This window comes from Halomonas flagellata, assembly GCF_022487945.1.
Taxonomy (GTDB): domain Bacteria; phylum Pseudomonadota; class Gammaproteobacteria; order Pseudomonadales; family Halomonadaceae; genus Halomonas; species Halomonas flagellata.
In genome coordinates this window covers 61,523-85,461 of the sequence record NZ_JAKVPY010000001.1, presented here as the reverse complement: position 1 = coordinate 85,461, position 23,939 = coordinate 61,523, and the positions used below count along the sequence as shown (strand labels likewise).

At 67.8% G+C, this 23,939-nt stretch carries 17 protein-coding genes and 4 tRNA genes; 14 read left to right on the top strand and 7 right to left on the bottom strand.

Features of this window, described 5'->3' with window-relative positions:
- Positions 1-1,269, bottom strand: a complete 1,269-nt coding sequence (hemA, locus tag MKP05_RS00405; protein ID WP_110281904.1) for a glutamyl-tRNA reductase — start codon at positions 1,267-1,269, stop codon at positions 1-3.
- Between the two features lie 171 nt (positions 1,270-1,440).
- Here hemA and MKP05_RS00400 point away from each other — a divergent pair, with 171 nt between their 5' ends.
- From MKP05_RS00400 to MKP05_RS00365, 8 genes are all read left to right on the top strand, one after another.
- Entirely contained in the window at positions 1,441-3,234 is a 1,794-nt protein-coding gene (locus MKP05_RS00400; protein ID WP_240566578.1) for a tetratricopeptide repeat protein, read from the top strand.
- A gap of 30 nt (positions 3,235-3,264) precedes the next feature.
- The gene (lolB, locus tag MKP05_RS00395; protein ID WP_110281906.1) at positions 3,265-3,885 is read left to right on the top strand and encodes a lipoprotein insertase outer membrane protein LolB; all 621 of its coding nucleotides are present in this window, start codon (positions 3,265-3,267) and stop codon (positions 3,883-3,885) included.
- A complete protein-coding gene (gene ispE / locus MKP05_RS00390; protein WP_240566577.1) occupies positions 3,878-4,735 on the top strand; it encodes a 4-(cytidine 5'-diphospho)-2-C-methyl-D-erythritol kinase in 858 nt (285 codons plus the stop codon). Before lolB ends, ispE begins: the two co-directional genes overlap by 8 nt.
- 62 nt (positions 4,736-4,797) lie before the next feature.
- Positions 4,798-5,739, top strand: coding sequence for a ribose-phosphate pyrophosphokinase (locus MKP05_RS00385; protein WP_181421936.1), 942 nt, complete (start codon positions 4,798-4,800; stop codon positions 5,737-5,739).
- Between the two features lie 100 nt (positions 5,740-5,839).
- Positions 5,840-6,487 carry a 50S ribosomal protein L25/general stress protein Ctc gene (locus MKP05_RS00380; protein WP_110281909.1) on the top strand — a complete coding sequence of 216 codons (648 nt, stop codon included), beginning with the start codon at positions 5,840-5,842 and terminating at the stop codon, positions 6,485-6,487.
- A gap of 86 nt (positions 6,488-6,573) precedes the next feature.
- The gene (gene pth / locus MKP05_RS00375) at positions 6,574-7,164 is read left to right on the top strand and encodes an aminoacyl-tRNA hydrolase (protein ID WP_110281910.1); all 591 of its coding nucleotides are present in this window, start codon (positions 6,574-6,576) and stop codon (positions 7,162-7,164) included.
- A gap of 153 nt (positions 7,165-7,317) precedes the next feature.
- Positions 7,318-8,409 carry a redox-regulated ATPase YchF gene (ychF, locus tag MKP05_RS00370; RefSeq protein WP_240566576.1) on the top strand — a complete coding sequence of 364 codons (1,092 nt, stop codon included), beginning with the start codon at positions 7,318-7,320 and terminating at the stop codon, positions 8,407-8,409.
- Positions 8,410-8,474: 65 nt separating this feature from the next.
- A tRNA-Met gene (locus MKP05_RS00365) sits at positions 8,475-8,551 on the top strand.
- Between the two features lie 294 nt (positions 8,552-8,845).
- Here the strand turns inward: MKP05_RS00365 and MKP05_RS00360 are convergent.
- Positions 8,846-10,144, bottom strand: coding sequence for a M18 family aminopeptidase (locus MKP05_RS00360; protein WP_240566575.1), 1,299 nt, complete (start codon positions 10,142-10,144; stop codon positions 8,846-8,848).
- A 148-nt stretch (positions 10,145-10,292) separates the two neighbouring features.
- Here MKP05_RS00360 and MKP05_RS00355 point away from each other — a divergent pair, with 148 nt between their 5' ends.
- Positions 10,293-12,353 (top strand): carboxy terminal-processing peptidase, encoded by a 2,061-nt coding sequence (locus tag MKP05_RS00355; protein ID WP_240566574.1) that lies wholly within the window; start codon positions 10,293-10,295, stop codon positions 12,351-12,353.
- 289 nt (positions 12,354-12,642) lie between these two features.
- Here the strand turns inward: MKP05_RS00355 and MKP05_RS00350 are convergent, their stop codons facing one another.
- Complete coding sequence (locus MKP05_RS00350) at positions 12,643-13,458, bottom strand: class I SAM-dependent methyltransferase (protein WP_240566573.1); 816 nt, start codon at positions 13,456-13,458, stop codon at positions 12,643-12,645.
- A 233-nt stretch (positions 13,459-13,691) separates the two neighbouring features.
- Here MKP05_RS00350 and MKP05_RS00345 point away from each other — a divergent pair, with 233 nt between their 5' ends.
- Positions 13,692-14,132 carry a hypothetical protein gene (locus tag MKP05_RS00345; protein ID WP_240566758.1) on the top strand — a complete coding sequence of 147 codons (441 nt, stop codon included), beginning with the start codon at positions 13,692-13,694 and terminating at the stop codon, positions 14,130-14,132.
- A gap of 275 nt (positions 14,133-14,407) precedes the next feature.
- Here the strand turns inward: MKP05_RS00345 and MKP05_RS00335 are convergent.
- The 3 genes from MKP05_RS00335 to MKP05_RS00325 all read right to left on the bottom strand — a co-directional run bounded on the left by MKP05_RS00335 (position 14,408) and on the right by MKP05_RS00325 (position 14,811).
- Positions 14,408-14,483 (bottom strand) — tRNA-Asn (locus tag MKP05_RS00335).
- Between the two features lie 43 nt (positions 14,484-14,526).
- Positions 14,527-14,602, bottom strand: a tRNA-Asn gene (locus MKP05_RS00330).
- 132 nt (positions 14,603-14,734) lie between these two features.
- Positions 14,735-14,811, bottom strand: a tRNA-Met gene (locus tag MKP05_RS00325).
- Positions 14,812-15,021: 210 nt separating this feature from the next.
- Between MKP05_RS00325 and betI the strand changes: the two genes are divergently transcribed.
- From betI to MKP05_RS00305, 4 genes are all read left to right on the top strand, one after another.
- Positions 15,022-15,627, top strand: a complete 606-nt coding sequence (betI, locus tag MKP05_RS00320; protein WP_240566571.1) for a transcriptional regulator BetI — start codon at positions 15,022-15,024, stop codon at positions 15,625-15,627.
- An 11-nt stretch (positions 15,628-15,638) separates the two neighbouring features.
- Complete coding sequence (betB, locus tag MKP05_RS00315; protein ID WP_240566570.1) at positions 15,639-17,108, top strand: betaine-aldehyde dehydrogenase; 1,470 nt, start codon at positions 15,639-15,641, stop codon at positions 17,106-17,108.
- A 184-nt stretch (positions 17,109-17,292) separates the two neighbouring features.
- Positions 17,293-18,990 (top strand): choline dehydrogenase, encoded by a 1,698-nt coding sequence (gene betA, locus MKP05_RS00310; protein ID WP_240566569.1) that lies wholly within the window; start codon positions 17,293-17,295, stop codon positions 18,988-18,990.
- Positions 18,991-19,242: 252 nt separating this feature from the next.
- The gene (locus MKP05_RS00305) at positions 19,243-21,690 is read left to right on the top strand and encodes an acyl-CoA dehydrogenase (RefSeq protein ID WP_240566568.1); all 2,448 of its coding nucleotides are present in this window, start codon (positions 19,243-19,245) and stop codon (positions 21,688-21,690) included.
- Positions 21,691-21,923: 233 nt separating this feature from the next.
- Here MKP05_RS00305 and MKP05_RS00300 read toward each other — a convergent pair whose 3' ends face one another.
- Positions 21,924-23,810, bottom strand: coding sequence for an SLC13 family permease (locus tag MKP05_RS00300; protein WP_240566567.1), 1,887 nt, complete (start codon positions 23,808-23,810; stop codon positions 21,924-21,926).
- Between the last annotated feature and the right edge of the window lie 129 nt (positions 23,811-23,939).

Below are 23,939 nucleotides of genomic sequence, written 5' to 3'. Positions count from 1 at the left end.
CTATGGGGTCTTGTCGGATGAGCCGTCGAGCAGCAGTGCCGTGGCGGCATCGAGCAGGTCGTGACGCTCGGCGGAGGCCGCCTCGCGCAGCGCCACGGTGGGACGATGCAGCAGGCGATTGGTCAACTGGTGGGCGAGGCGGCGCACCACCGTCTCGGGGTCCTCGCCGCGGGCCAGCCCGGCCAGCGCCTGCTGTTCGGAGAGGTCGCGCAGCGCCTCGGCCCGGGCGCGGTAGTCGCGGATCAGCTCGCCACCGCTGCGGATCCGCCGTTCGTGCTGCCAGGCGCCCACGCCATGCTCGATCAGCGACTCGGCCTGGTCGGCGGCCACCTGACGGTGGCGACGATTCTCCTCGATCACCTCCTGTAGGTCATCGACGGTATAGAGGAAGACATCGCCAAGCTCGCCCACCTCGGGTTCGATGTCCCGGGGCACGGCGATGTCGACCATGAAGATCGGCCGGTGGCGGCGCTTCTTCAGCGCCCGCTCCACCATGCCCTTGCCGAGGATCGGCAGCGGCGCGGCGGTGGAGGAGATGACGATATCGGACCGCTCCAGCGCCGCGGGGATCTCGTCCAGGGTGATCGCCTGCCCGCCCAGGGCACCAGCCAGGCGCTCGGCGCGCTCGCGGGTGCGGTTGGCCACGGTGAGCTGCCGCACCCCGGCTTCATGGAGGTGGCGTGCCACCAGCTCGATGGTCTCGCCGGCACCGATCAGCAACGCCCGGGAGCGGGAGAAGTCGTCGAAGATGCGGCTCGCCAGGCTGACCGCGGCATAGGCCACGGAGACCGGGTTGCGGCCGATGCCGGTCTCGGTACGCACCTGCTTGGCCACGGCGAAGGTGTGCTGGAAGAGCCGCTCGAGCTCACCGCCCAGCCCCTTGGCCTGGCGGGCGCTCTGGTAGGCATCCTTGAGCTGGCCCAGAATCTGCGGCTCGCCGAGCACCATGGAATCGAGCCCCACCGCCACTCGCATCAGGTGGCGGGCGGCGTCATCGTCGAGGTAGTGATAGGCACAGCGCGAGAGGTCCTCCACCCGGAGGCCATGGAAACGGCCCAGCCAGTCGAGAATCGCCTGTTCGCCGCTGGCACCGGTAACGCAGTAGAGCTCGGTGCGGTTGCAGGTGGACAGCACCGCCGCCTCGCGCACCTCGGGCAGGCCACGCAACTCATCGAGCGCCGACTCCAGCTGGGTGGGCGTGAAGGCGACCTGTTCGCGCACCTCCACGGTCGCGGTCCGGTGATTGATTCCAAGGGCAAGCAGCGTCATGCGTTCGGCGTCTTCACTAGTTCATCCGGCGGTGCGGGTCCACCCCCCATCATCGAGGCGCCCAATTCTATCACAGCCCGAGCCGCCCGAGCGCCATGACCGGGGCGGTGACCTTTGCCCCGGGCAGCCAAGCCGTTATGCTGGCAGCTCGGCATCCTGAACGAGACTCGCATGCCCCCCGCACTCGACACTTTCCCCCGTTGTGCTCGAACCTGCCTGGCACCGCTGGCACCGCTGGCACTGGCGGCGCTGGTCGCCGGCTGCCAGGTCCTGCCGGCCGGTCCGCCCGGTCCGGCCAGCGAGCTGGACGACGACCCGCTGGCCGGCGCGCCCCCCATCGAGCGCGGACTGGATGCCCGGGGCCTCTCCGGCCTGCTGACCGCCGAGCTCGCCGGCCAGCGCGGCGACTACCGGCGCGCCACCCTCGGCTACCTGGAGGGTGCCGAGCGCTACGGCTCGGTGGCCCTGGTGGAGCGCGCCGCCCTCGCCGCCCGCTTCAGCAACGACCCCCAACTGCTCACCGACACCGCCGAGCTGTGGCGCACCCTGGCCCCCGACTCCGAGGCCCCGACCCGCCTGCTCGCCAGCCTGGCCCTGCAGCGCGGCGACTGGCCGGAGGCCCTGGCCCAGCGACTGCAGGTGGTCGCGCGGGGCGGCCAGGGCGAACTGGTCGCCTTCGTCGAGCTGGCCCTGGGCGAGGGTGCCGACCCGGCCCCGCTGCTGGAGCTGCTGCGACGCCACCTGGCACGCCCGGGGGCCGACGAACACCCCCAGCACCATGATGCCGAGCTGGCCACCGCCCTGCTGGAGGTCGCCGTCGGCGACACCACCTCGGCCCAGCGCCGCCTCGACCGGCTAGCCGATCGTTCGCCGGAGCTACCGGCACTCTGGCTGGCCAAGACCCGACTGGCCCAGGAGGCCGGCAACCACACCCTGGCCCGGGAGGCGGCCCGGCGCGGCCTGACCATCTCTCCCGGCGATCCTCGCTTCATCCTGATGCTGGCCCAGAGCGAGCTGCGGCTGGGCAACATCGGCGCCGCCGAGGCGCAGACCGACGCCCTGCTCGAGTCCCGGGCCGACAATCAGGAGCTGCGCCTGGCACTGGCCCGGCTCTACCTGGAGGAGAACCATCCCGAACCGGCCCGGCGCCTGCTGTTGCCGCTGATCGGCGAGGACGACACCCCGGCGCAGGCCTTCTACCTGCTCGGCGCCATCGCCCAGGCCGAAGACGAGATCGACAACGCCCTCCTCTATTACCGCCAGGTGCCGCCGGGCGACGACTTCCTGCCGGCACGCCTGAGCGCTGCCAGCATGCTGATCGAGGACGACCGCCTGCCCGACGCCCGCGCCTTCCTGCGCATCGAGCGCCTGCGCCACGAAACCTATTTCGCCGACCTGGTGTCGCTGGAAGTGGAACTGCTGGAGCGCGCCGGGCGCCCCGACGATGCCGACGCCCTGCTCGACCGGGAACTGGAGCGCACCCCCAACGACGAGGAACTGCTCTACCTGCGTGCCATGCGCGCCTGGGAGGACGGCGACCTCGAGGCCATGGAGCGTGACCTGGGCCGCATCATCGAGCGCAATCCCGACCATGCCACCGCCCTCAACGCCCTGGGCTACACCCTGGCCGACCTCGATATCGAAGGGCGCCTGGAGGAAGCCCGGGAGATGATCGAGCGGGCCCACGAGCTCGAACCGAACAACCCCGCCGTCATGGACAGCCTGGGGTGGGTCCATTTCCGCCTCGGCGACCCCGAGCGCGCCCTGCCGTGGCTCGAACGGGCCTACGGCGCCATGCCCGACCAGGAGGTCGCCGCCCACCTCGCCGAGGTGCTCTGGGAGCTGGATCGACGCGACGCGGCCCGCGCCCTGGTGCGCGAGGCCGTGGAGCGCTACGACGAACGCCCGGTGCTCGATGCGCTGCTCGAGCGCATCCCCGAGCTGGCCCCCGACCGGAGCCGGTGACCGACGGCGGCCCCCACGACGAGAGATGCCATGCCAACTGCCACCCCGCTGCGACGACTGACTCCCCTGTTGATCCTGGCCCTGCTGGCCGGCTGCGCCGGACGCGCCCCGGCCCCGGACGGCGACCGCGCCGCCGGCCAGTGGGAGGCCCAGACCACGCGACTCGAGCGCCTCGACACCTGGGTACTGGCCGGCAAGGCCGGCCTGCGCACCCCCGAGGAGTCGACCAGCGCCAACCTCGACTGGAGCCAGCACCCCCACTACTACCGGCTGCTGATCAGCGGCCCCTTCGGCAGCGGTCGCAGTACCCTGGAGGGTCGCGAGGGGCGCTTCTCGCTGACCACCTCGGAGGGCCGCTTCGAGGCCCAGACGCCGGAAGCGCTGATGGAGCAACAGCTGGGCTGGTCGCTGCCGGTGAGCGCGCTTTCCGACTGGATCCGCGGCCTGCCATCGGAGACCAGCGCGCACCAGCTGGAGCGCGACGACCTCGGCTTCCCGCTGCGCCTGCGCCAGGACGGCTGGCAGATCGACTATCGCGACTGGATACTCGTCGAGGGGCTGTGGCTGCCACGCCGCCTGGTCATGGAGATCGACGAGCTGCGGGTGACGCTGGTGGTGACCGACTGGCGCCCGGTCGTCGACGATGCCTGAGCCGGGCCCCCTCACGCTGCCGGCACCGGCCAAGCTCAACCGGCTGCTGCTGATCACCGGCCGGCGGCCCGACGGCTACCACGAGCTGCAGACCCTGTTCCAGTTCCTCGACCATGGCGACACCCTGCACCTCGCGCCGCGCGATGACGGCGAGATTCACCTGACGCCGGCACTCCCCGGCGTCGCCCCCGAGGCGAACCTGATCCTGCGTGCCGCGCGGGCCCTGCAGGCGGAGACCGGCTGCCGGCTCGGCGCCGAGATCCACCTGATGAAGCGCCTGCCCCTGGGGGGCGGCCTGGGTGGTGGCAGCTCCAACGCCGCCACCGCCCTGCTCGGCCTCGACCGACTCTGGGGCCTCGACCTCGACCTCGAGCGCCTGGCGACACTGGGCCTGGGGCTGGGGGCCGACGTGCCGGTCTTCGTGCACGGCCGGGCCGCCTGGGCCGAGGGCATCGGCGAGCGCCTCACCCCGGTCGAACTCGACGCCCCCTGGTTCGTGGTGGTCCATCCCGGCGTGGCGGTCTCCACCCCGTCGGTGTTCGGAGCGGCACAATTGACACGCGACACCCCCCCGATTACCATGGCGCGCGCACTGCAGGGGGGAGCGTCGAGCTGGCGCAACGACTGCGAGGCCACGGTGAGGGAGCTCTATCCGGAGGTGGCACGGGCACTCGACTGGCTGTCGAGCCGCGCCCCGACCATGCTGACCGGAACCGGTGCCTGCGTGTTCGCTCGCCTCGACAGCGAGGCCGAGGCGGATCGTCTCCGGGAAGACGCGAGCCGGCGCTGGCAGACCTTCAAGGCACGCGGCCTCAGCCGCTCTCCTCTCCATGTTGTGCTGGGTCGATGAGTGCGGCACCGGCTCACAGGCATGACCCCCAGAGATCCCCAACACTGCAAAGGTGGCTGCGCGTGTCAAAATTGATGGTTTTCGCCGGGAACGCCAATCCCGAACTCGCCCAGAAGATTGCCGAGAGTCTGGACACCCGCATGGGCAACGCCACGGTGGGCCAGTTCAGCGACGGCGAGATCGCGGTCGAGATCAACGAGAACGTGCGCGGCAAGGATGTCTTCGTCCTGCAGTCCACCTGTGCACCGACCAACGACAACCTGCTGGAACTGATCCTGATGGTCGACGCCCTGCGCCGGGCCTCCGCCTCACGGATCACGGCGGTGGTGCCCTACTTCGGTTACGCCCGCCAGGATCGGCGCGTGCGCTCAGCCCGGGTGCCGATCTCCGCCAAGATCGTCGCCGACATGATGGTCAAGGCCGGGGTCGACCGGGTCATGACCATGGACCTGCATGCCGACCAGATCCAGGGCTTCTTCGACGTGCCGGTAGACAACGTCTACGGCTCGCCGATCCTGCTCGACGACATCGAGCGCCAGAATTACGAGGACCTGGTGGTGGTCTCCCCCGACGTAGGCGGCGTGGTGCGCGCCCGCGCCATCGCCAAGCAGCTCAATGCCGACCTCGCCATCATCGACAAGCGCCGCCCCCAGGCCAACCAGGCCCAGGTGATGCACATCATCGGCGAGATCGACAACCGCACCTGCGTGGTGGTGGATGACATGATCGACACCGCCGGCACCCTGTGCAAGGCCGGCGAGGCCCTCAAGGGCCACGGCGCGCGCCGCGTGGTGGCCTACGCCACCCACCCCATCCTCTCCGGCCCCGCGGTCGACAACATCACCGGCTCCGTGCTCGACGAGGTGGTCGTCACCGATACCATTCCGCTGTCCGACGTCGCTCGTCGCAGCGGCAAGATCCGCCAGCTCAGCGTGGCCGGGCTGATCGCCGAAGCGATCCGCCGGGTCAGCAACGAGGAATCCGTCAGCGCCATGTTCCACTAGGGAACCAGGCGCCGGAGTAGCGCCCTTCGGGGCTTTCGGGAACGCTGCGGTCAGGTCGCGGGCCGCAGCGCCTCCCTTACATCAAGCAAGAGGCAAACCCATGTCCGATTTTACCCTCAACGCCAGCGTTCGTAACGACCTGGGGAAAGGTGCGAGCCGCCGCCTGCGTCGTGCGAACCTCCAGGTGCCGGCCATCATCTATGGTGGCGAGCAGGCCCCCCAGCCGATCTCCGTCGAGAAGGCTCCCTTCTACAAGGCGATCGAGGACGAGTCCTTCTTCTCCTCGGTGATCAACCTGGTGGTGGACGGCAAGAGCGAGCAGGTCGTCGTCCGTGACCTGCAGCGCCACCCCTTCAAGCCGCTGGTCACCCACGCCGACTTCCTGCGCATCGACGCCACCCACGAGATCACCATCAACGTGCCACTGCACGTGGTGGGCGAAGAGACGTGTGTCGGCATCAAGGACCAGGGCGGCGAGCTGCACGTGCTCTCCAACGAGGTCCAGATCAGCTGCCTGCCCAAGGACCTGCCCGACTTCCTGGAAGTCGACATCGCCACGGTCGAGATGGGCACCACCCTGCACCTCTCCGACCTCCAGCTGCCGGCCGGTGTCACCCTGGTCGACCTGACTCACGGCGAGGAGCACGACAACGCCGTGCTGAGTGTCACCAAGGCCAAGGTCCGCGGCGAGGAAGCCGGCGAAGGCGCCGAAGGTGAAGGCGAAGAAGGCGAAGGCAGCGCCGAGTAATCGCGCCTGTCCGGGGCCATGCACGCATGGCCCTCCCCTTTCCGATCAAGCGCTGTCGCGCTTGATTTTTTTTGGAGGCAGCGACGATGAGCCAGGTCAAAGCGATCATCGGGCTGGGCAATCCCGGCGCCGACTACGAGGCCACCCGCCACAATGCCGGTGCCTGGCTGGTGGAGGCCGTGGCCCGCCAGGCCGGCGGGGAACTGCGCCCCGAGAGGAAGTTCCTCGGCCTGCATGCGCGGGTGCAGCTCGACGGCCATGACCTGCACCTGCTCAACCCGACCACCTTCATGAATCGCAGCGGCGGCGCGGTGGCGGCGCTGTGCCAGTTCTTTCGCCTCGCCCCGGACGAGTTGCTGGTGGCCCACGACGAGCTCGACCTGCCCCCCGGCACCGCGCGCTATAAGCAGGGTGGCGGTCACGGTGGCCACAACGGCCTGCGCGACACCATCAGCGCGCTGGGCAACGACAAGTCGTTCCATCGCCTGCGTATCGGCATCGGCCATCCCGGCGACGCCCGCCAGGTGACCCCCTATGTGCTGGGGCGCCCCGGCAAGGCCGAGCACACGGCCATCGAGGCGGCCATCGACGAGTGCCTGGCCACCCTGCCCCTGGTGCTGGCCGGCGACTGGGCCCGCGCCATGAACCGGCTGCACAGCTTTTCAGCCTCCGGCTGACAAGTCAGCCATAAGCTTGAAGCCATAAGCCGTAAGTCACCCCCTTTCCGGGCCGGATGGGTTTTCTTGCGGCTTACAGCTTATGGCTTACAGCTCGGTCGAGTAGAATACCGGCCAATCGCCAATTTCGAACACGCTTTCCAGGAAGATTCCATGGGTTTCAACTGCGGTATCGTCGGCCTGCCCAACGTCGGCAAGTCCACGCTCTTCAATGCGCTGACCAAGTCCGGCATCGATGCCGAGAACTTCCCGTTCTGCACCATCGAGCCCAACGTCGGCATCGTGCCGATGCCCGACCCGCGTCTCGACGCCCTGGCGGAGATCGTCAAGCCGCAGAAGGTGCTCCCCACCACCATGGAGTTCGTCGACATCGCCGGCCTGGTGGCGGGTGCCTCCAAGGGTGAGGGGCTGGGCAACCAGTTCCTGGCCAATATCCGCGAGACCCAGGCCATCGCCCATGTGGTGCGCTGCTTCGACAACGACAACGTCATCCACGTGGCCAACCAGGTCGACCCGCGGGCCGACATCGAGATCATCAACATGGAGCTGGCACTGGCCGACCTCGACACCGTCGAGCGCGCGATCCAGCGCCTGGTGCGCGTGGCCAAGGGGGGCGACAAGGAAGCCATCGCCACCAAGGCGATCCTCGAACGCATCCAGCCGCATCTGGCCGAGGGCCTGCCGCTGAGAAGCTTCGGTCTCGACGACGACGAGAAGCGCCAGCTCAGGAGCTTCGGCTTCCTGACGCTGAAGCCGACCATGTACATCGCCAACGTCAACGAGGACGGCTTCGAGGCCAACCCCTACCTCGAGGTGGTCAACGAGATCGCCGCCGAGGAAGGCGCCGTGGTGGTGCCGGTGTGCAATCAGCTCGAGGCCGAGATCGCCGAGCTCGACTTTGACGAACGGGCCATGTTCCTCGAGGAGATGGGCATGGCGGAGCCCGGCCTCGACCGGGTGATCCGTGCCGGCTACCAGCTACTCGGCCTGCAGACCTACTTCACCGCCGGGGTCAAGGAAGTGCGTGCCTGGACGGTGAAGGTGGGCGCCACCGCGCCCGAGGCCGCCGGGGTGATCCACACCGACTTCCAGAAGGGCTTCATCCGTGCGGAGGTCATCTCCTACGACGACTTCGTCACCCTGGGCGGCGAACAGGCCGCCAAGGACGCCGGCAAGTGGCGCCTGGAAGGCAAGGAGTATGTCGTGCAGGACGGCGATGTCATCCACTTCCGGTTCAACGTCTAGACAGGCTGCCGGCGGGGGCGCTTGACCTCCGGGGAGCGGATCCGTAGACTTCGCCCCCGTTGCAAGGCTACGTAGCTCAGTTGGTTAGAGCACATCACTCATAATGATGGGGTCCCCTGTTCGAGTCAGGGCGTAGCCACCAGATACCGAAACGCCCGCCTGGTTCGCCAGGCGGGCGTTTCGTTTTCGGGCTCCGGTGAGTTCTCGAGAGCGGCTTCGGGCGGCTGGCCTATCTAGCCCGAATATTGCACCAAGTTGCTCTCGCCCTCGCTTGCCCCTTGATCCCACAGGCTTTTCTCCCTCACTCGACCGTACACCCCGGTACGGCGCTCGATCGGGATAAAGCCTGTGAAACCAATTGGCTGCGCGATCATCGCGGCACCTGATGCAACATCCGAGCTAGCAGCTCGCCGCCCGCGGCTCGGAGCTCGGAGCGTTAGGGCAGCTCGGCGCGATTGCAGAAGGCGGTCAGCACCCGGGCCAGCGAGGCCACGTCGCGCGCCCCCGCAGTCTCGCGGATCGAGTGCATCGCCCACTGGGGCACGCCCACATCGAGGGTCGGCACACCGAGCTCGGTGGCGGTGATCGGCCCGATGGTGCTGCCGCACGCCATGTCGGCACGGGTGACGAAGGTCTGCACCGGCTCGCCCACCTCGCGGCAGAGATCCCGGAACATGGCGGCCGTGGCGCTGTTGGTGGCATAGCGCTGGTTGGCGTTGACCTTGATCACCGGCCCGCCGTTGATCGCCGGACCGTGGGCGGCGTCATGCTTGTCCGGGAAGTTCGGGTGCAGGGCGTGGGCATTGTCGCAGGAGATCATCCTCGAGGCCTGGATCAGCCGGATGACTCCCTCGTCGCCGGCCTCGCCGAGCTGGGCGTTGACCCGCTTGAGGACATCGCCGAGGAAGGGCCCCTGGGCACCGCAGGCGCTGGCGCTGCCGACCTCCTCGTGGTCGTTGGCCACCAGCAGCGCCCCCTGGCTGCCGTCGCTGGCCAGCAGCGCCTCCAGGCCGATGAAGCAGGAGAGCAGGTTGTCGAGCCGGGCGCCGGCGATCAGCTCCCCCTCGGCGCCGACCCGGGAGGGCGGCTGCATGTCATGGAAGGCCAGCTCGACGTCGAGGATCTCGGCCCCGGACAGGCCGTGCTGCTCGTCCAGCCAGGCCAGCAGCAAGCGCTCCAGGTCGGGCCGATCGCCGCCCTGAAGGAACACCGGCGCCATCTCGGTCTGGGCATTCAGGGCGCGGCCGTTGTTGGCCTCCCGGTCGAGGTGGATCGCCAGACTCGGGATGATCGCCACCGCACGGTCGACATGGAGCAGCACACCTTCCAGGTGCCCGTCGGGATGGCGGACGTGCACCCGCCCGGCCAGTCCCAGCTCGCGGTCGAACCAGGGCGCCAGCAAGGCACCGCCGTAGACCTCGACCCCCAGTTGCAGCCAGCCGGCGGCGGTCTGGGCGGCATGGGGCTTGAGCCGCAGCCCCGGACTGTCGGTATGGGCACCGATCATGCGCAGCGCTGCCAACGCCCCCTCCGGCAGCTGCAGGGCGATGATCGAGGAGTCGTTACGGGTGACGAAGACCCGCTCGCCGGGGGCGAGTTGCCAGGCCTCGGTCTCGTCGAGACGCCGGAAACCGGCGCCCTCGAGTCGTGCGGCCATATTGGCCACGGCGTGCCAGGGCGTGGGCGAACGGCGCAGGAAGTCGAGCAATCGCTCGAGCAGGTCGTCCTGTGGCATAGGCGTCCTCAATGCAGGGGTCTTGGGGTGATACAGGGTCATACGACCGGGTCGAGCTGCTACAATGCCCGCTCGGTCCACGCAACTTGACAGCCGAGCGCGGGTCTAGGGAAGAAGTAGTGTACATGAAACCGGGAGTGCTTCATTGATGAGCCTGTTTGCCACCCTTGGCCGTTCGGTTGCCCTGGCGGGCCTGCTGATGGTCGCCAACACCGCCTTCGCAGAGCTGCAACCCACCGAGGCCCAGCGCCAGACGGCCGTGGAAGTGGCCGAGTCGCTGCGCTATGGCCACTATGACGAGGTCAGCCTCGACGACGCCTGGTCGCACCGGGCCTTCGAGCGCTACCTCGACATCCTCGACGGCCAGCGCGCCTATCTGCTGCGCGAGGACGTGGAGGCCTTCCGCGACCTGGAAAGCACCATGGACGACGCCCTCATCGACGGCGACCTGGAGCGGGTCTTTGCCCTCTACCAGCGCCGCCACGAGCGGGCCGAGTCGCGCTTCGAATGGCTGCTGACCAGGCTCGACGAGGCCACCACCTTTCGTTTCGACACCGACCAGCGCCTGGAACTGGAGCGCGAGGACGCCTCCTGGGCCGACAGCCAGGCCGAGCTGGACGAGCTGTGGCTCAAGCGCCTGAAGAACGCTGCCCTCACTCAGGTGATCGGCGGCCAGGACGACGACCAGGTGGAAGCCAACCTGCGACAGCGCTATGAAGGCCAGCTCGCCAGCTTGCGGCAGACCGAACCCGAGGACGTCTTCGGGCTGTTCATGGCCGCGGTGACCAGCAGCATTGACCCCCACAGCGAGTACCTCTCGCCACGGCAGGGCGAGTCCTTCGACATCCAGATGCGCCTCTCGCTGGAAGGCATCGGCGCCCTGCTCGAGTCCGACGGCGAGTACGTCAAGGTGTCGAGCCTGGTGCCCGGCGGCCCCGCCGAGCGCGCCGGCGTGCTGGAGCCCGCCGACCGCATCATCGCCGTGGGCCAGGAAGACGAGGAGGAGATGGTCAACGTGGTGGGCATGCGGCTCGACAACGTGGTCGAGCTGATCCGCGGCCCCAAGGGCTCGGTGGTGCGCCTCGACGTGGTGCCGGCCCAGGCCGTCGACATGACCCGCTCCAAGGTCGTCGAGATCACCCGCGACACCGTCAGCCTCGAGGACCAGGCCGCCAAGGGCGAGGTGATCGAGATCGAGCGCGACGACGGCGTGCACCGCATCGGCGCCATCAAGATCCCCACCTTCTACGTCGACTTCGACGCCTGGCAGGCCGGCGAGGAGGACTACCGCAGCACCACCCGCGACGTGGCCCGGGAGATCGAGCGCCTCAAGGAGGAAGGCGTCGAGGGCATCGTCCTCGACCTGCGCAACAATGGCGGCGGCGCCCTGCAGGAGGCCAACTCGCTGATCGGCCTGTTCATCGACCGCGGCCCCACCGTGCAGGTACGTGACGCCCGTGGGCGCATCAGCCTCTACGGCGACACCGAGACCGGCACCGTCTATGACGGCCCGCTGGGCGTGCTGGTGAACCGTCTCTCGGCCTCCGCCTCGGAGATCTTCGCCGGCGCCATCCAGGACTATGGCCGCGGCCTGGTGCTGGGCAACCCCACCTTCGGCAAGGGCACGGTGCAGACCCTCAACGAGCTGAGCCACGGCCAGATCAAGCTGACCCGTGCCAAGTTCTACCGCATCTCCGGCGACAGCACCCAGCACCGCGGGGTCGAGCCCGACATCATCTTCCCCAACCTGGTGGATCCGGAGATCATCGGCGAGAGCAGCCTCGACAATGCCCTGGCGTGGGATACCGTACGCGCCGTGCAGTACCGTACCTACGGCGAGCCCTGGAAGTACCTCGAGACGCTCAAGGACCGGCACCGCACCCGTGCCGACGAGCTGCCCAACTTCCGCTACCTGGAGCGCCAGGCCGAGCTGGCGAAGCGCAGGCGCGAGAAGACCACCAGCGTCAGCCTCAACCGCGAGCAGCGCCAGCGCGAGGTCGAGGCCCGGGAAGCCGAGCAGCTCGCCCTCGAGAACCAGCGCCGCCGGGCCCTGGGGCTAGACCCGCTCGAGGAGTGGATCGACACTCGGGACGAGGAGTCGGACGACGCGGACGAGCCGGTGGATCGCGCTCAGGTGCAGGAAGCCGCCCAGATCCTGCTCGACTATGCCCAGCTCGACGGCAGCTACCGGCTGGCCAACCGGGACTGAGCCCCTCCCCTTCACCCTCGGAACGCGCCGCCCCCCGGCGCGTTCTGCTTTGCACGCAGGTCAAGGTCACCGGCACAACGAAGCGGCGCTACACCTCGAGGATGGTTCGCATGGGAATCCCGGCGCGGTTCAGGCCCGAATTTCCGGAACAGGTCGGCAGCAGTCGGCCGCGAGGGGGTTATCCAAGGACTGCTTGGCGTGTCATTTCGCCCCCTCCCCCAACCCCCCTACATAACCCCCGGCCTGGCTGGGGCTTTTTATTCCCGGTGATCTTGTAAGCTGATTTCCGTCAAAAGCGATAGAGCAGGAAACGGCCCAATCTTCGGAAGGCGGGAACGGATTGGTACAGGCAGATCGTCAGACGGGTGGGCCATGACATCCTGGCGATCTGTGTCGGGTCGAGCCCGGTGAGTTCCTTCACGAGTTTGAGCTTGGGAACTTGGCGTTCGAGTTCGCGCGGATCGTCGATACCCCAGTGCAGGGAGGCGCCGGTTGCCCTGACCGGTGGGGCGAGCCTGAGCAGGCTCACGCCGAGCCGGCTGTAGCCGTCGAAGGCGAGTTCGCCACTCGGAAAACTTTCCGTGAGTGTATCGAGGAGGCGGAGCACTTCGTGCTTGCGCAGATAAGGGAGGAGGCCTTCGGCGATCACCATCGCCGGCTGGTCCGCTGGCACATCGCGCAGCCAGTCCGGGTCGGTGACGGATGCCCCGATCAGGTGACATCCATCGCGTTCCGGGTACAAGCGGCGGCGCAGCTCGATCACCTTCGGGAAGTCGACATCGAACCAGCGCACGCTGGTGGGCGGCTCGAGTCGGAACACCCGGCTGTCCAAGCCACAGCCAAGGTGCAGTACCGTCGCAACAGGGGTGTGGTCAATGAATTCACGTGTCCAGTCATCGAAGATCTTGGCCCTCAACGCCAGGCCGATCATGGGGTCGTGCAGGACGTTGAGTTTCGCGAAATCGTAATCGATCCGGCGAATGGTGTTGGCGGCGAACTCGTCCTTGAGCAGCGAGTCCGGCATGCGGCTCTCCATGGCCTTGGCATAGAGCGTGATGAGGAATGTTTCCTGCTTTCCGCTCAGGGTGATCTTCTCGGCTGGCATCCGCATCTCCCGATTCATAAGCACAGTGTAAGTAAGTGCTTACTGGGACGACCAAGAAAAATTCGAAGAGCGTGACAAGCCTGCGGCCATTCGGGGGGGGGGGGGGCGGGGCGAAGTGAGGACTCGCTCCATTGTGGAGCAATGCAAGTATTTGATTTCGTGGATTTTCTGTGGCTATGCGAAGGAAAGCGATCCGCTACTATGCTGATAACATGTAGCCAGAGGCAGGCGAGATGGTAATCGACGAAAGAAAGAAGTACAGGAAAATCATGCGGGTGGGAATGCTGATGGTGGCGGCGTTGATTGCCCTGGCCACGAGCGAGGCGTGGGCCAATACGGCGCCATATGTGGCCACGCCCGACGGCGACGGTGTGCAACGTATCCGCCTCGTCGGTGGCAGTTATTTCTTCGAGCCCGAGCATATTCAGGTCAAGGCAGGCGTCCCGGTGGAACTGGTGGCCAGCCGGGAGCGCGGTCTTGTGCCGCATAACCTGGTGATCCAGTCGGAGGTGTTGGGGCTCGATATCGAAGAGGAACTGGAACGTGAGGAGAAGGTCATCCGCTTTACCCCTCAGGTGCCGGGTCGGGTGGTCTTCTATTGCGGGAAAAAGTTGTGGTTCCTGCCCAGCCACCGCAACAGAGGAATGTCCGGTGTGCTGGAGGTGGTGGAGTGATCCATGCTGCCGACGTCTTGCTGATGGAGGATTGAGCAGGCCCCGGAGGCCCGCATCCGCGAGTAGTCCGCCGGTGTTGGCGGTGGTGGTGGTCTTGCCAACGCCCCCTTGGTGGAGAGCACCGCTATCATACGCATGCCAAATCCCCGTTCCTGGTGGATGGAACAGGTGATGGCCCATGACACTACGTCATTGAAAGCGTTAGCAAAACGCTACGGTGCGGTGGGCTCCTATCGAGGAGTGACCAGTTACCGCGCTGTGCTCGCTGCCGAAGCTGGCTCCCCGAGCAGGACTCGAACCTGCGACCCAATGATTAACAGTCATTTGCTCTACCAACTGAGCTATCGGGGAATGGCCGGTTACCGCGCTGTGCTCGCTGCCGTGGAGGCGAAGCTGGCTCCCCGAGCAGGACTCGAACCTGCGACCCAATGATTAACAGTCATTTGCTCTACCAACTGAGCTATCGGGGAATGGCCTCGAGCACGGGGCGTAGTATACGGATCGGGCGCGCCAGGTCAAGAGGGGTTGCCGTGGGCACCGGCGTAGAGGCAACGAAAAACGCCCGCACGGATCATGACCGGGCGGGCGTTCTCGCGCTGTTCTGGTGGCTACGCCCTGATTTGAACAGGGGACCCCATCATTATGAGTGATGTGCTCTAACCAGCTGAGCTACGTAGCCATTTTCCCGTTGCCGGCCAGGCTGCGCCGGACAACGGGGCTGAATTATGCACGCGGCCCGCCGGCTTGGCAAGCCCCGGGCCCTACTTTGGCTTCTCGCCCATCTCTTTTATTGATTGAACGTTCAATAAAAAAATGCCATGCTGAGGGTATCGGCCATCCTGCTCCCCGTGGGCAGCAGGATGAACCCCACCGGAGAGGAGTCAGCAAGGTGCCCAAGGTCGGAATGGAACCCATCCGCCGCCAGCAGCTGATCAAGGCCACCATGGCGGCCATCGACGAGGTCGGCCTGGCCGACGCCACCGTGATGCGCATCGCCCGTCACGCCGGCGTCTCCGCCGGCATCATCAGCCACTACTTCGGCGGCAAGGACGGTCTGCTCGAGGCCACCATGCGCCAGATCCTCAGCGATCTCGGGACCGCTGTGGCGGCACGGCGGCGGGCACTCGCCGACGAGTGTCCCCGGGCCCACCTCGGCGCCATCATCGACGGCAACTTCGACCGCAGCCAGGTCACCGGGCCGGTGGCCAAGACCTGGCTGGCCTTCTGGGCGAGCAGCATGCACAAGCCGACGCTGCAGCGCCTGCAGCGGGTCAACGACCATCGCCTCTACTCGAACCTGTGCAGCCAGTTCCGCCGCCTGATGCCCCGGGAGGAGGCGCGACGCGCCGCCCGCGGCCTGGCGGCGATGATCGACGGCTTGTGGCTGCGTGGCGCCCTGACACCGGCGGGGCTCGATGCCGACCGCGCTCGCCGGCTGGCCCATGAGTACCTGGATCAACTGCTGGTCACCCATCCTTCGTCACCCCTTTCCTGAGAGGAGACCCCATGGCAACCCTCGACACCCAGACACTCTACATCGACGGCCGCCGGGTGGACGCCACCTCCGGCGAGACCTTCCCGGTCGTGAACCCCTTCGACGGCAGCCTGCTGGCCAATGTGCAGCAGGCCTCCCCTGCCGACCTGGACGCTGCCGTCGACGCGGCGCGGCGTGGCCAGCGGGCCTGGGCCGCCATGACCGGCATGCAGCGCGCCCGCATCCTGAACCGCGCCGTGGGCCTGCTCCGCGAGCGCAACGACGAGCTCGCCGAGCTCGAGACCCGCAATACCGGCAAGCCGATCAGCGAGACCGCGGCGGTGGATATCGTCACCGGCGCCGACGTGCTCGAATACTACGCCGGCCTGGCCCCGGCCATCGAGGGCAGCCAGATTCCGCTGCGCGAGAGCTCCTTCGTCTATACCCGCCGCGAACCGCTGGGGGTGGTCGGCGCCATCGGCGCCTGGAACTACCCGATCCAGATCGCCTGCTGGAAAGCCGCCCCGGCGCTGGCCGCCGGCAACGCCGTGGTCTTCAAGCCCAGCGAGGTCACCCCGCTGACCGCCATGAAGCTGGCCGAGATCTTCACCGAGGCGGGCCTGCCCGACGGTGTCTTCAACGTCATCCATGGCGACGGCCGGGTAGGCGCCCTGCTCACCGAGCACGCCGGCATCGACAAGATCTCCTTCACCGGTGAGGTCGGGACCGGCAGGAAGGTGATGGCCGCCGCCGGCGGCTCGACGCTCAAGGACGTGACCATGGAGCTCGGCGGCAAGTCGCCGCTGGTCGTCTTCGCCGATGCCGACCTCGACCGCGCCGCCGACGCCGCCATGATGGCCAACTTCTATTCCAGCGGGCAGATCTGCACCAACGGCACCCGGGTGTTCGTCGAGCGCCCCGTCAAGGAGGCCTTCGAGGCGAAAATCAGGGAGCGCGTGGCGCGCATCCGCGCCGGCGACCCCCTCGACCCGAGCGTCAACTTCGGCCCCCTGGTGAGCTTCGAGCACCAGCAGAAGGTGCTCTCCTACGTCGCCCTGGGCAAGGAGGAAGGCGCCACCGTGCTGGCCGGTGGCGACGCCTGGAACGACGGCGAGCGGGCCCGCGGCGCCTGGGCCGCCCCCACGGTGTTCACCGACTGCCGCGACACGATGCGCATCGTGCGCGAGGAGATCTTCGGCCCGGTGATGGCGATCCTCGCCTTCGACGACGAGGCGGAGGTGATCGGCCGCGCCAACGCCACCCACTACGGCCTGGCCGCCGGGGTCTTCACCGAGAGCCTGAACCGCGCACACCGCACCATCCACCGCCTGGAGGCCGGCATCTGCTGGATCAACACCTGGGGCGAGTCCCCCGCCGAGATGCCGGTGGGCGGGGTCAAGCAGTCCGGTGTGGGCCGCGAGAACGGCATCGAGACCCTCGCCCACTACACCCAGACCAAGTCGGTCCAGGTGGAGATGGGGCCCTTCGAGTCGGTGTTTTAACAGCGTCTTTCCGGGCCTTGCTAACGGCTAGGCTCACCTGACAAGGGGCGCCGGGGGCAGGTCGCAGCGAGGGTCTTTTTCCAGGGAAGGAAAAAGTAGCGCCCAGGGATGGGTTCACAGCGCCCTCGCGGAGGCCTGCCTCCGGGATAGCCCCGTCTCCGTTTCTGTTTTTTGGGAGATCGCCATGTCCCAGCTTCGCGAATTCGACTACGTCATCATCGGCGCCGGCTCCGCCGGCAACGTACTCGCCACCCGCCTCACCGAGGACGCCGACGTCAGCGTGCTGCTGCTCGAGGCTGGCGGTCCCGATCACCGCCTCGACTTCCGCACCCAGATGCCGGCGGCGCTCGCCTTCCCGCTGCAGGGCAAGCGCTACAACTGGGCCTTCGAGACCGACCCGGAACCGCACATGGACGGCCGCCGCATGGAGTGCGGCCGCGGCAAGGGGCTGGGTGGCTCCTCGCTGATCAATGGCATGTGCTACATCCGTGGCAACGCCCTGGACTACGACCACTGGGCCAAGGCGCCCGGCCTCGAGGACTGGACCTACGCCGACTGCCTGCCCTACTTCAGGAAGGCGGAGAGCCGCGACATCGGCCCCGACGCCTACCATGGCGGCGACGGCCCGGTCAGCGTCACCACGCCGAAGGCGGGGAACAACCCGCTGTATCGCACCTTCATCGAGGCCGGCGTGCAGGCAGGCTATGCCGAGACCGAAGACGTCAACGGCTATCGCCAGGAGGGCTTCGGCCCCATGGACCGCTTCGTCACCCCCCGCGGGCGCCGCGCCTCCACCGCGCGCGGCTATCTCGACCAGGCCAAGGGGCGTGAGAATCTCACCATCGAGACCCACGCCACCACCGACGTCATCGAGTTCGACGGCAAGCGTGCCGTGGGCGTGCGCTATCTCCGCCGCGGCCAGGGGCAGCGGGTACGCGCCCGCCGCGAGGTGCTGCTCTGTGCCGGAGCCATCGCCTCGCCGCAGATCCTGCAGCGCTCCGGTGTCGGCAATCCCGAGCACCTTCGGGAGTTCGACATCCCGCTGGTGCACGACCTGCCCGGTGTCGGCGAAAACCTCCAGGACCATCTGGAGATGTACATCCAGTACGAGTGCAAGCAGCCGATCTCCCTCTATCCGGCGCTGAAATGGTATAACCAGCCCAGGATCGGCGCCGAGTGGCTGTTCCTCGGCCGCGGCATCGGCGCCAGCAACCAGTTCGAGTCCTGTGGCTTCATCCGCAGCAGCGATGAGGAGAAGTGGCCCAACCTGCAATACCACTTCCTGCCCATCGCCATCAGCTACAACGGCAAGAGCGCGGTGCAGGCCCACGGCTTCCAGGCTCATGTCGGCTCGATGCGCTCGGAGAGCCGCGGGCGCATCCGCCTCACCTCCCGCGACCCCGGGGCCGCCCCCAGCATCCTGTTCAACTACATGGCCACCGACAAGGACTGGCAGGAGTTCCGCGACGCCATCCGGCTGACCCGCGAGATCATCGCCCAGCCCGCCTTCGACCGCTACCGCGGCCGGGAGATCTCCCCGGGGCCGGCGGTGCAGTCCGACGCCGAGCTCGACGCCTTCGTGCGCGAGCATGCCGAGACCGCCTACCACCCCTGCGGCAGTTGCCGCATGGGCGAGGACGAACGGGCGGTGGTGGACGGCCAGGGCCGGGTGCACGGCCTCCAGGGGCTGAGGGTCGTGGACGCCTCGCTGTTCCCGGTGATCCCTACCGGCAATCTCAACGCACCGACCATCATGCTGGCGGAGAAGATCGCCGACCGGATCCGCGGCCGGGAGCCGCTGCCGAAGAGCGATGCCCCCTACTATGTGGCGGGCGATGCTCCGGCCCGCGAAGAGCCCCAGCGCCGGCTCGATCAAGCCTGACCGTTCCCGCCATGGCTGCTAGTCGTGACGTGAGGCGAGGGGCGCCGGGGGCAGGCTGAAGAGGAGGTCATTTGCCAGGGATGGCAAATGTAGCGCCCAAGGACGGGTTCACAGCGCCTCCTCGCAAGCCTGCCGCCGGATCAGCCCCGGGAAGCATCCACCCGATTGGCCGGTTGCACGAAAGTGGGCTAGTCTTCAAGAATTCAAACAACTGTTCGAATAACGTGTTCAACGACAGCACGGAGACGCCCCATGCTCACCCTGATTCTTCTCGTCCTCGCCGTGGCCGGCCTGCTGGTGGTCATGCGCCGCGAGGCGGGCGCCCTGCCCGCCCTCGGCGTACTCGCCGCACTCGGTCTGGTCGGCCTGCTGTTCGGCTCGCCGGTGCTCGGCGTACTGCTGCTCATCGGCGCCGGCGGCGTGGCCGTGGCCGGCCTGCCGGTCCTGCGCATGCGCTGGCTCAGCCCCCGGCTCTTCGCCACCTTCAAGAAGGTCGCGCCGAGGGTCTCGGACACCGAGCGCACCGCGCTGGAGGCCGGCACCGTGGCCTGGGACGGCGAACTCTTCTCCGGCCGGCCGGACTGGCAGCGCCTGCTCGGCTACCGTGACGAGGAGCTCTCCGACGAGGAGCGCGCCTTCCTCGAGAACCAGTGCAGCGTGGCGGCCGGCATGTGCAACGCCTGGGAGATCGCCCGGGAGCGCGCCGACCTGCCCCAGGAGCTGTGGGACTACCTCAAGCGGGAGGGCTTCTTCGGCATGATCATCCCGAAGGCCTACGGCGGCCTGGAGTTCTCGGCCAAGGCCCAGTCACTGGTGCTGCAGAAGCTGTCGATCAGCGAGACGCTGATGGTCACCGTGGGCGTACCCAACTCGCTGGGCCCCGGCGAACTGCTGCTCAAGTACGGCACCCCGGCCCAGAAGGACCACTACCTGCCTCGCCTCGCCGATGGCCGCGAGATTCCCTGCTTCGGCCTCACCGGCCCCCGTGCCGGCAGTGATGCCACCGCCATTCCCGATACCGGCGTGGTGTGCCGGCAGCTGGTCGACGGCCAGGAGGTGCTGGGCCTGCGGCTGAACTTCGAGAAGCGCTGGATCACGCTGGCCCCCATCGCCACCGTGGTAGGGCTGGCCTTCCGCATGTTCGACCCGGACCACCTGCTCGGCGACGAGGAGGACCTGGGCATCACCTGCGCGCTGATTCCCCGCGATACCGCTGGCATGGAGATCGGCCGCCGCCACCACCCCATCGGCAGCCCCTTCATGAACGGCCCGATCAAGGGCCGCGACGTCTTCGTGGCGCTGGACACCATCATCGGTGGCCCCGAGATGGCCGGCCAGGGCTGGCGCATGCTGGTCGAGTGCCTCTCGGTGGGCCGCTGCATCACCCTGCCCTCCGGCGCCGCCGGCACCGCCCGCTACGGCCTGGGCTGGAGCGGCGGCTTCGCCCGCATTCGCCGCCAGTTCAACGTGCCGGTGGCCGAGATGGAGGGCGTGCAGGAGCCCCTGGCGCGCATGGCCGCGCTCTGCTACATCTCGCGGGCGGCCGTGTACCAGACCGCCAACACCATCGATCACGGGGTCAAGCCCGCGGTGCCCTCGGCGATCCTCAAGAGCCAGCTCACCGAGTTCCAGCGCCAGGCCCTGGGCGATGCCATGGACATCCACGGCGGCAAGGCGGTGACCCTGGGGCCGCGCAACTACCTCGGCATCGGCTACAGCGCCAACCCGGTGGCGATCACCGTGGAGGGTGCCAACATCATGACCCGTAACCTGATGATCTTCGGCCAGGGCGCCATCCGCTGCCACCCCTACGTGCTCGAGGAGCTAGCCGCCCAGGAGGCCGACGACCTCCCGGCCTTCGACCGCGCCGTCTTCGGCCACGCAGGCCTGGTGCTGGGCAACGCCGCTCGCGCCCTCACCCAGGGCCTGGGGCTGGGCAAGCCAGCGGTGCCCTTCGACACCATTGCCGCCCCCTACGCCAGGGACCTGGCCCGGCTCTCCGCCGGCTTCGGCCTGTGTGCCGACACCGCCATGGCCAGCCTCGGCGCCAGCATGAAGCAGCGCGAGATGCTCTCGGCGCGTCTCGGCGACGTGCTCTCCAACCTCTACCTCGCCTCCATGGTGCTCAAGCAGTGGCACGACGGCGCCAAGGTCGAGGGCGAGGCGACGCTGCTGCACTACAGCTGCCGCTTCCTGCTCCACCGTGCCGAACAGGCCCTGGACGAGCTGTTCGATAACCTGCCCAGCCGCGCCCTGGGCCGCCTGCTGCGCGTCGTGGTCATGCCCGCCGGCCGCCGCTGGAAGCGTCCCCATGACGACCTGGCCCGCGAGATCGCCCAGGCCGTCTCGCGCGATACCGCGCTTCGCCGCACCCTGCTGGAGGCCACCTGGCAGGGCAGCGACGGCGCGCGCGACAACCCCCTGGCTCACTACAACGCCCTGCTCGCCGACTACGACCGTGCCGAGGCGCTCTACCGCACGGTCAACAGGGCCCACGCCAGAGGGGAGCTGCCGATGCAGGCCCTGCACCCCGAGCAGCGCGTCGAGGCGGCCCTGGAGGCCGGCATCATCGGCGCGGACGACGCCGCCTTCATGCGGCGCTACGAAGCCGAGGTGCTGGAACTGCTCACCGTCGACGACTTCGACTACGACGCCTTCGCCAGCGACAAGGCCTCTATCCTGCGCCATAACGCAGCCTGACTCGCGCCGCCTGAGCGGTGGCCCGCCCCCTGAACGACGACGACCCAACATCCGTCGGGGCGTTTTGATGACAGAAATAGGAAAGCACTGATTCGCGTCACGAGCGAAGCTAGGCTGGCCGCCGCCGGAACGGAGCAACCGGAGTTGACTGGCTGCTCAATGAGGATTGTGAGTACCGCCGGCGGCCAGCTTTTCTCATCAAGAGCCCGAGCGCAGTAGCGAATCACGCTTTCCTACAGCGGCCAGACCAACAGGATCATCGGCACCGCCACTGCCATCACCACCAACTCCAGCGGCAATCCCATCCGCCAGTAGTCGCCGAAGCGGTAGCCGCCGGGGCCCATCACCAGGGTGTTGGACTGGTGGCCGATGGGCGTGAGAAAGGCGCAGGAGGCGCTGACCGCCACCGTCATCAGGAAAGGGTCGATCGAGACATCGAAACCGTTGGCCAGACTCGCCGCGATGGGCGCCATCAGCACTGCCGCCGCGGCGTTGTTGATCACGTCCGAGAGCATCATGGTGATCACGAACAGTCCCACCAGGGTGACCACCACTGGCCAGTCGCTGCCGAGCGCCAGCAGGCTCTCGGCGATCAGCGCCGCCCCACCACTGCTCTCCAGCGCCTGGCCCACCGGGATCATGGCACCCAGCAGTACGAGCACCGGCCCGTCGATGGCCTGGTAACCGTCGCGCAGCGGCAGCACCCCCACCAGCAGCGAGATCAGCGCTGCCACGGAGAGCGCCACCGCGGCCGGCAACAGGTCGAGCAGAATGGCCAGGATCGCCGCACCGAAGATGGCCAGGGAGACCAGCAGCAGCCGCGGCTGCCCAAGCGCCAGGTTGCGGCTGGCCAGGGGCAGGCAGCCCAGCGTCGCCAGGCTCTCGGTGAGCTCGCTCTCACCGCCCTGCAGCAGCAGCACGTCGCCGGGCCGAAAGCGGATCTCCCGCAGCCGCTGCTTGAGACGCCCGCCGTCGCGGGCCACCGCCACCAGGTGCAGACCGAACTGGTTCTGCAGCCGCAGCTGGGTGACGGTGCGATTGACCATCATCGAATCGTTGCGCACCACCGCCTCGACCAGTTCGAGCCCCTCGGTATCGACCTCCTTCTTCTTTTTCTTCTTTTCCTTCTTCTCTTTTTCCGCCTTGCGGTGCTTCCTTCCTGGATTCTCTTGCACCGGCTCCGCATCGCTCTCCCGGGAAGCTGTCTTGTCGGCCGACACCTCATCCTCTTCGAGCTCGGCGCCGAGCGAGAGCCCGGCCTTGTCCTCGAGCAACTTCATCTCCTCGGGACCCGCCTCCACCAGCAGGATGTCGCCCTCCTGCAGGCTACCGTAGAAGGCATGGCCGGCCCGACGCTTCTCGCCCCGTACCACGGCGAGCACCGGGATGGTCTCCTCCAGGGCGTCGTGCAGGTCACGCAGCGTCCAGCCGATGGCCTTCGCCTCCTCGCCCACCTTGAGCTCGACGAGGTAGTTGGCGGTATCGAACATCTCCTCGGTGGAGGCCTTGCCGGCCCGCTGTGGCACCAGCCGCCACCCCAGCAGCAGAATGAAGACCAGGCCGGCCAGGGCGACCGACACCCCGACGGGAGAGAAGGAGAACATGCCGAAGGCGTCACCGGTGACGGCACGACGATAGCTGGCGATGATGATGTTGGGCGGGGTACCGATCAGGGTGGTCAGGCCGCCGAGCAGCGAGCCGAAGGCCAGCGGCATCAACAACAGCGACGGCGAGGTGTCGTGCTCGCGGGCCAGGCGCATGGCCACCGGCAGCAGCAGCGCCAGGGCCCCGACATTGTTCATGAAACCGGAGAGCACCACCACGGTGCCGGTCAGGGCGGCAAGCTGCAGGAAGAGCCGCTCGCCCACCTTGAGCACCTGCTCGGCGATGACGTCCACCACCCCGGAGCGCTCGAAGCCGCGGCTGATCACCAGCACCGCCGCCACGGTGATCACCGCCGGGTGGCCAAAGCCGAGAAAGGCCTCCTGCGACGGCACCAGCCCCAGCATCACCGAACCCAGCAGGGCCGCCAATGCCACCAGGTCATAGCGGAAGCGTCCCCAGACGAAGGCCGCCAGCGTCAACCCGAGCACGATGAAGACCAGGGTGCTGTCGGCCATACCCGCTCACCTCCGTGTGGTTGCGCACTGCATCAAGCACAACAGCAGTACGCCTGAAAATCCAGCGCTTTCGATGATGCTTGCCGGGGCTGGCCATGAAAAACCCGGCCGAAGCCGGGTTTGTCGCTG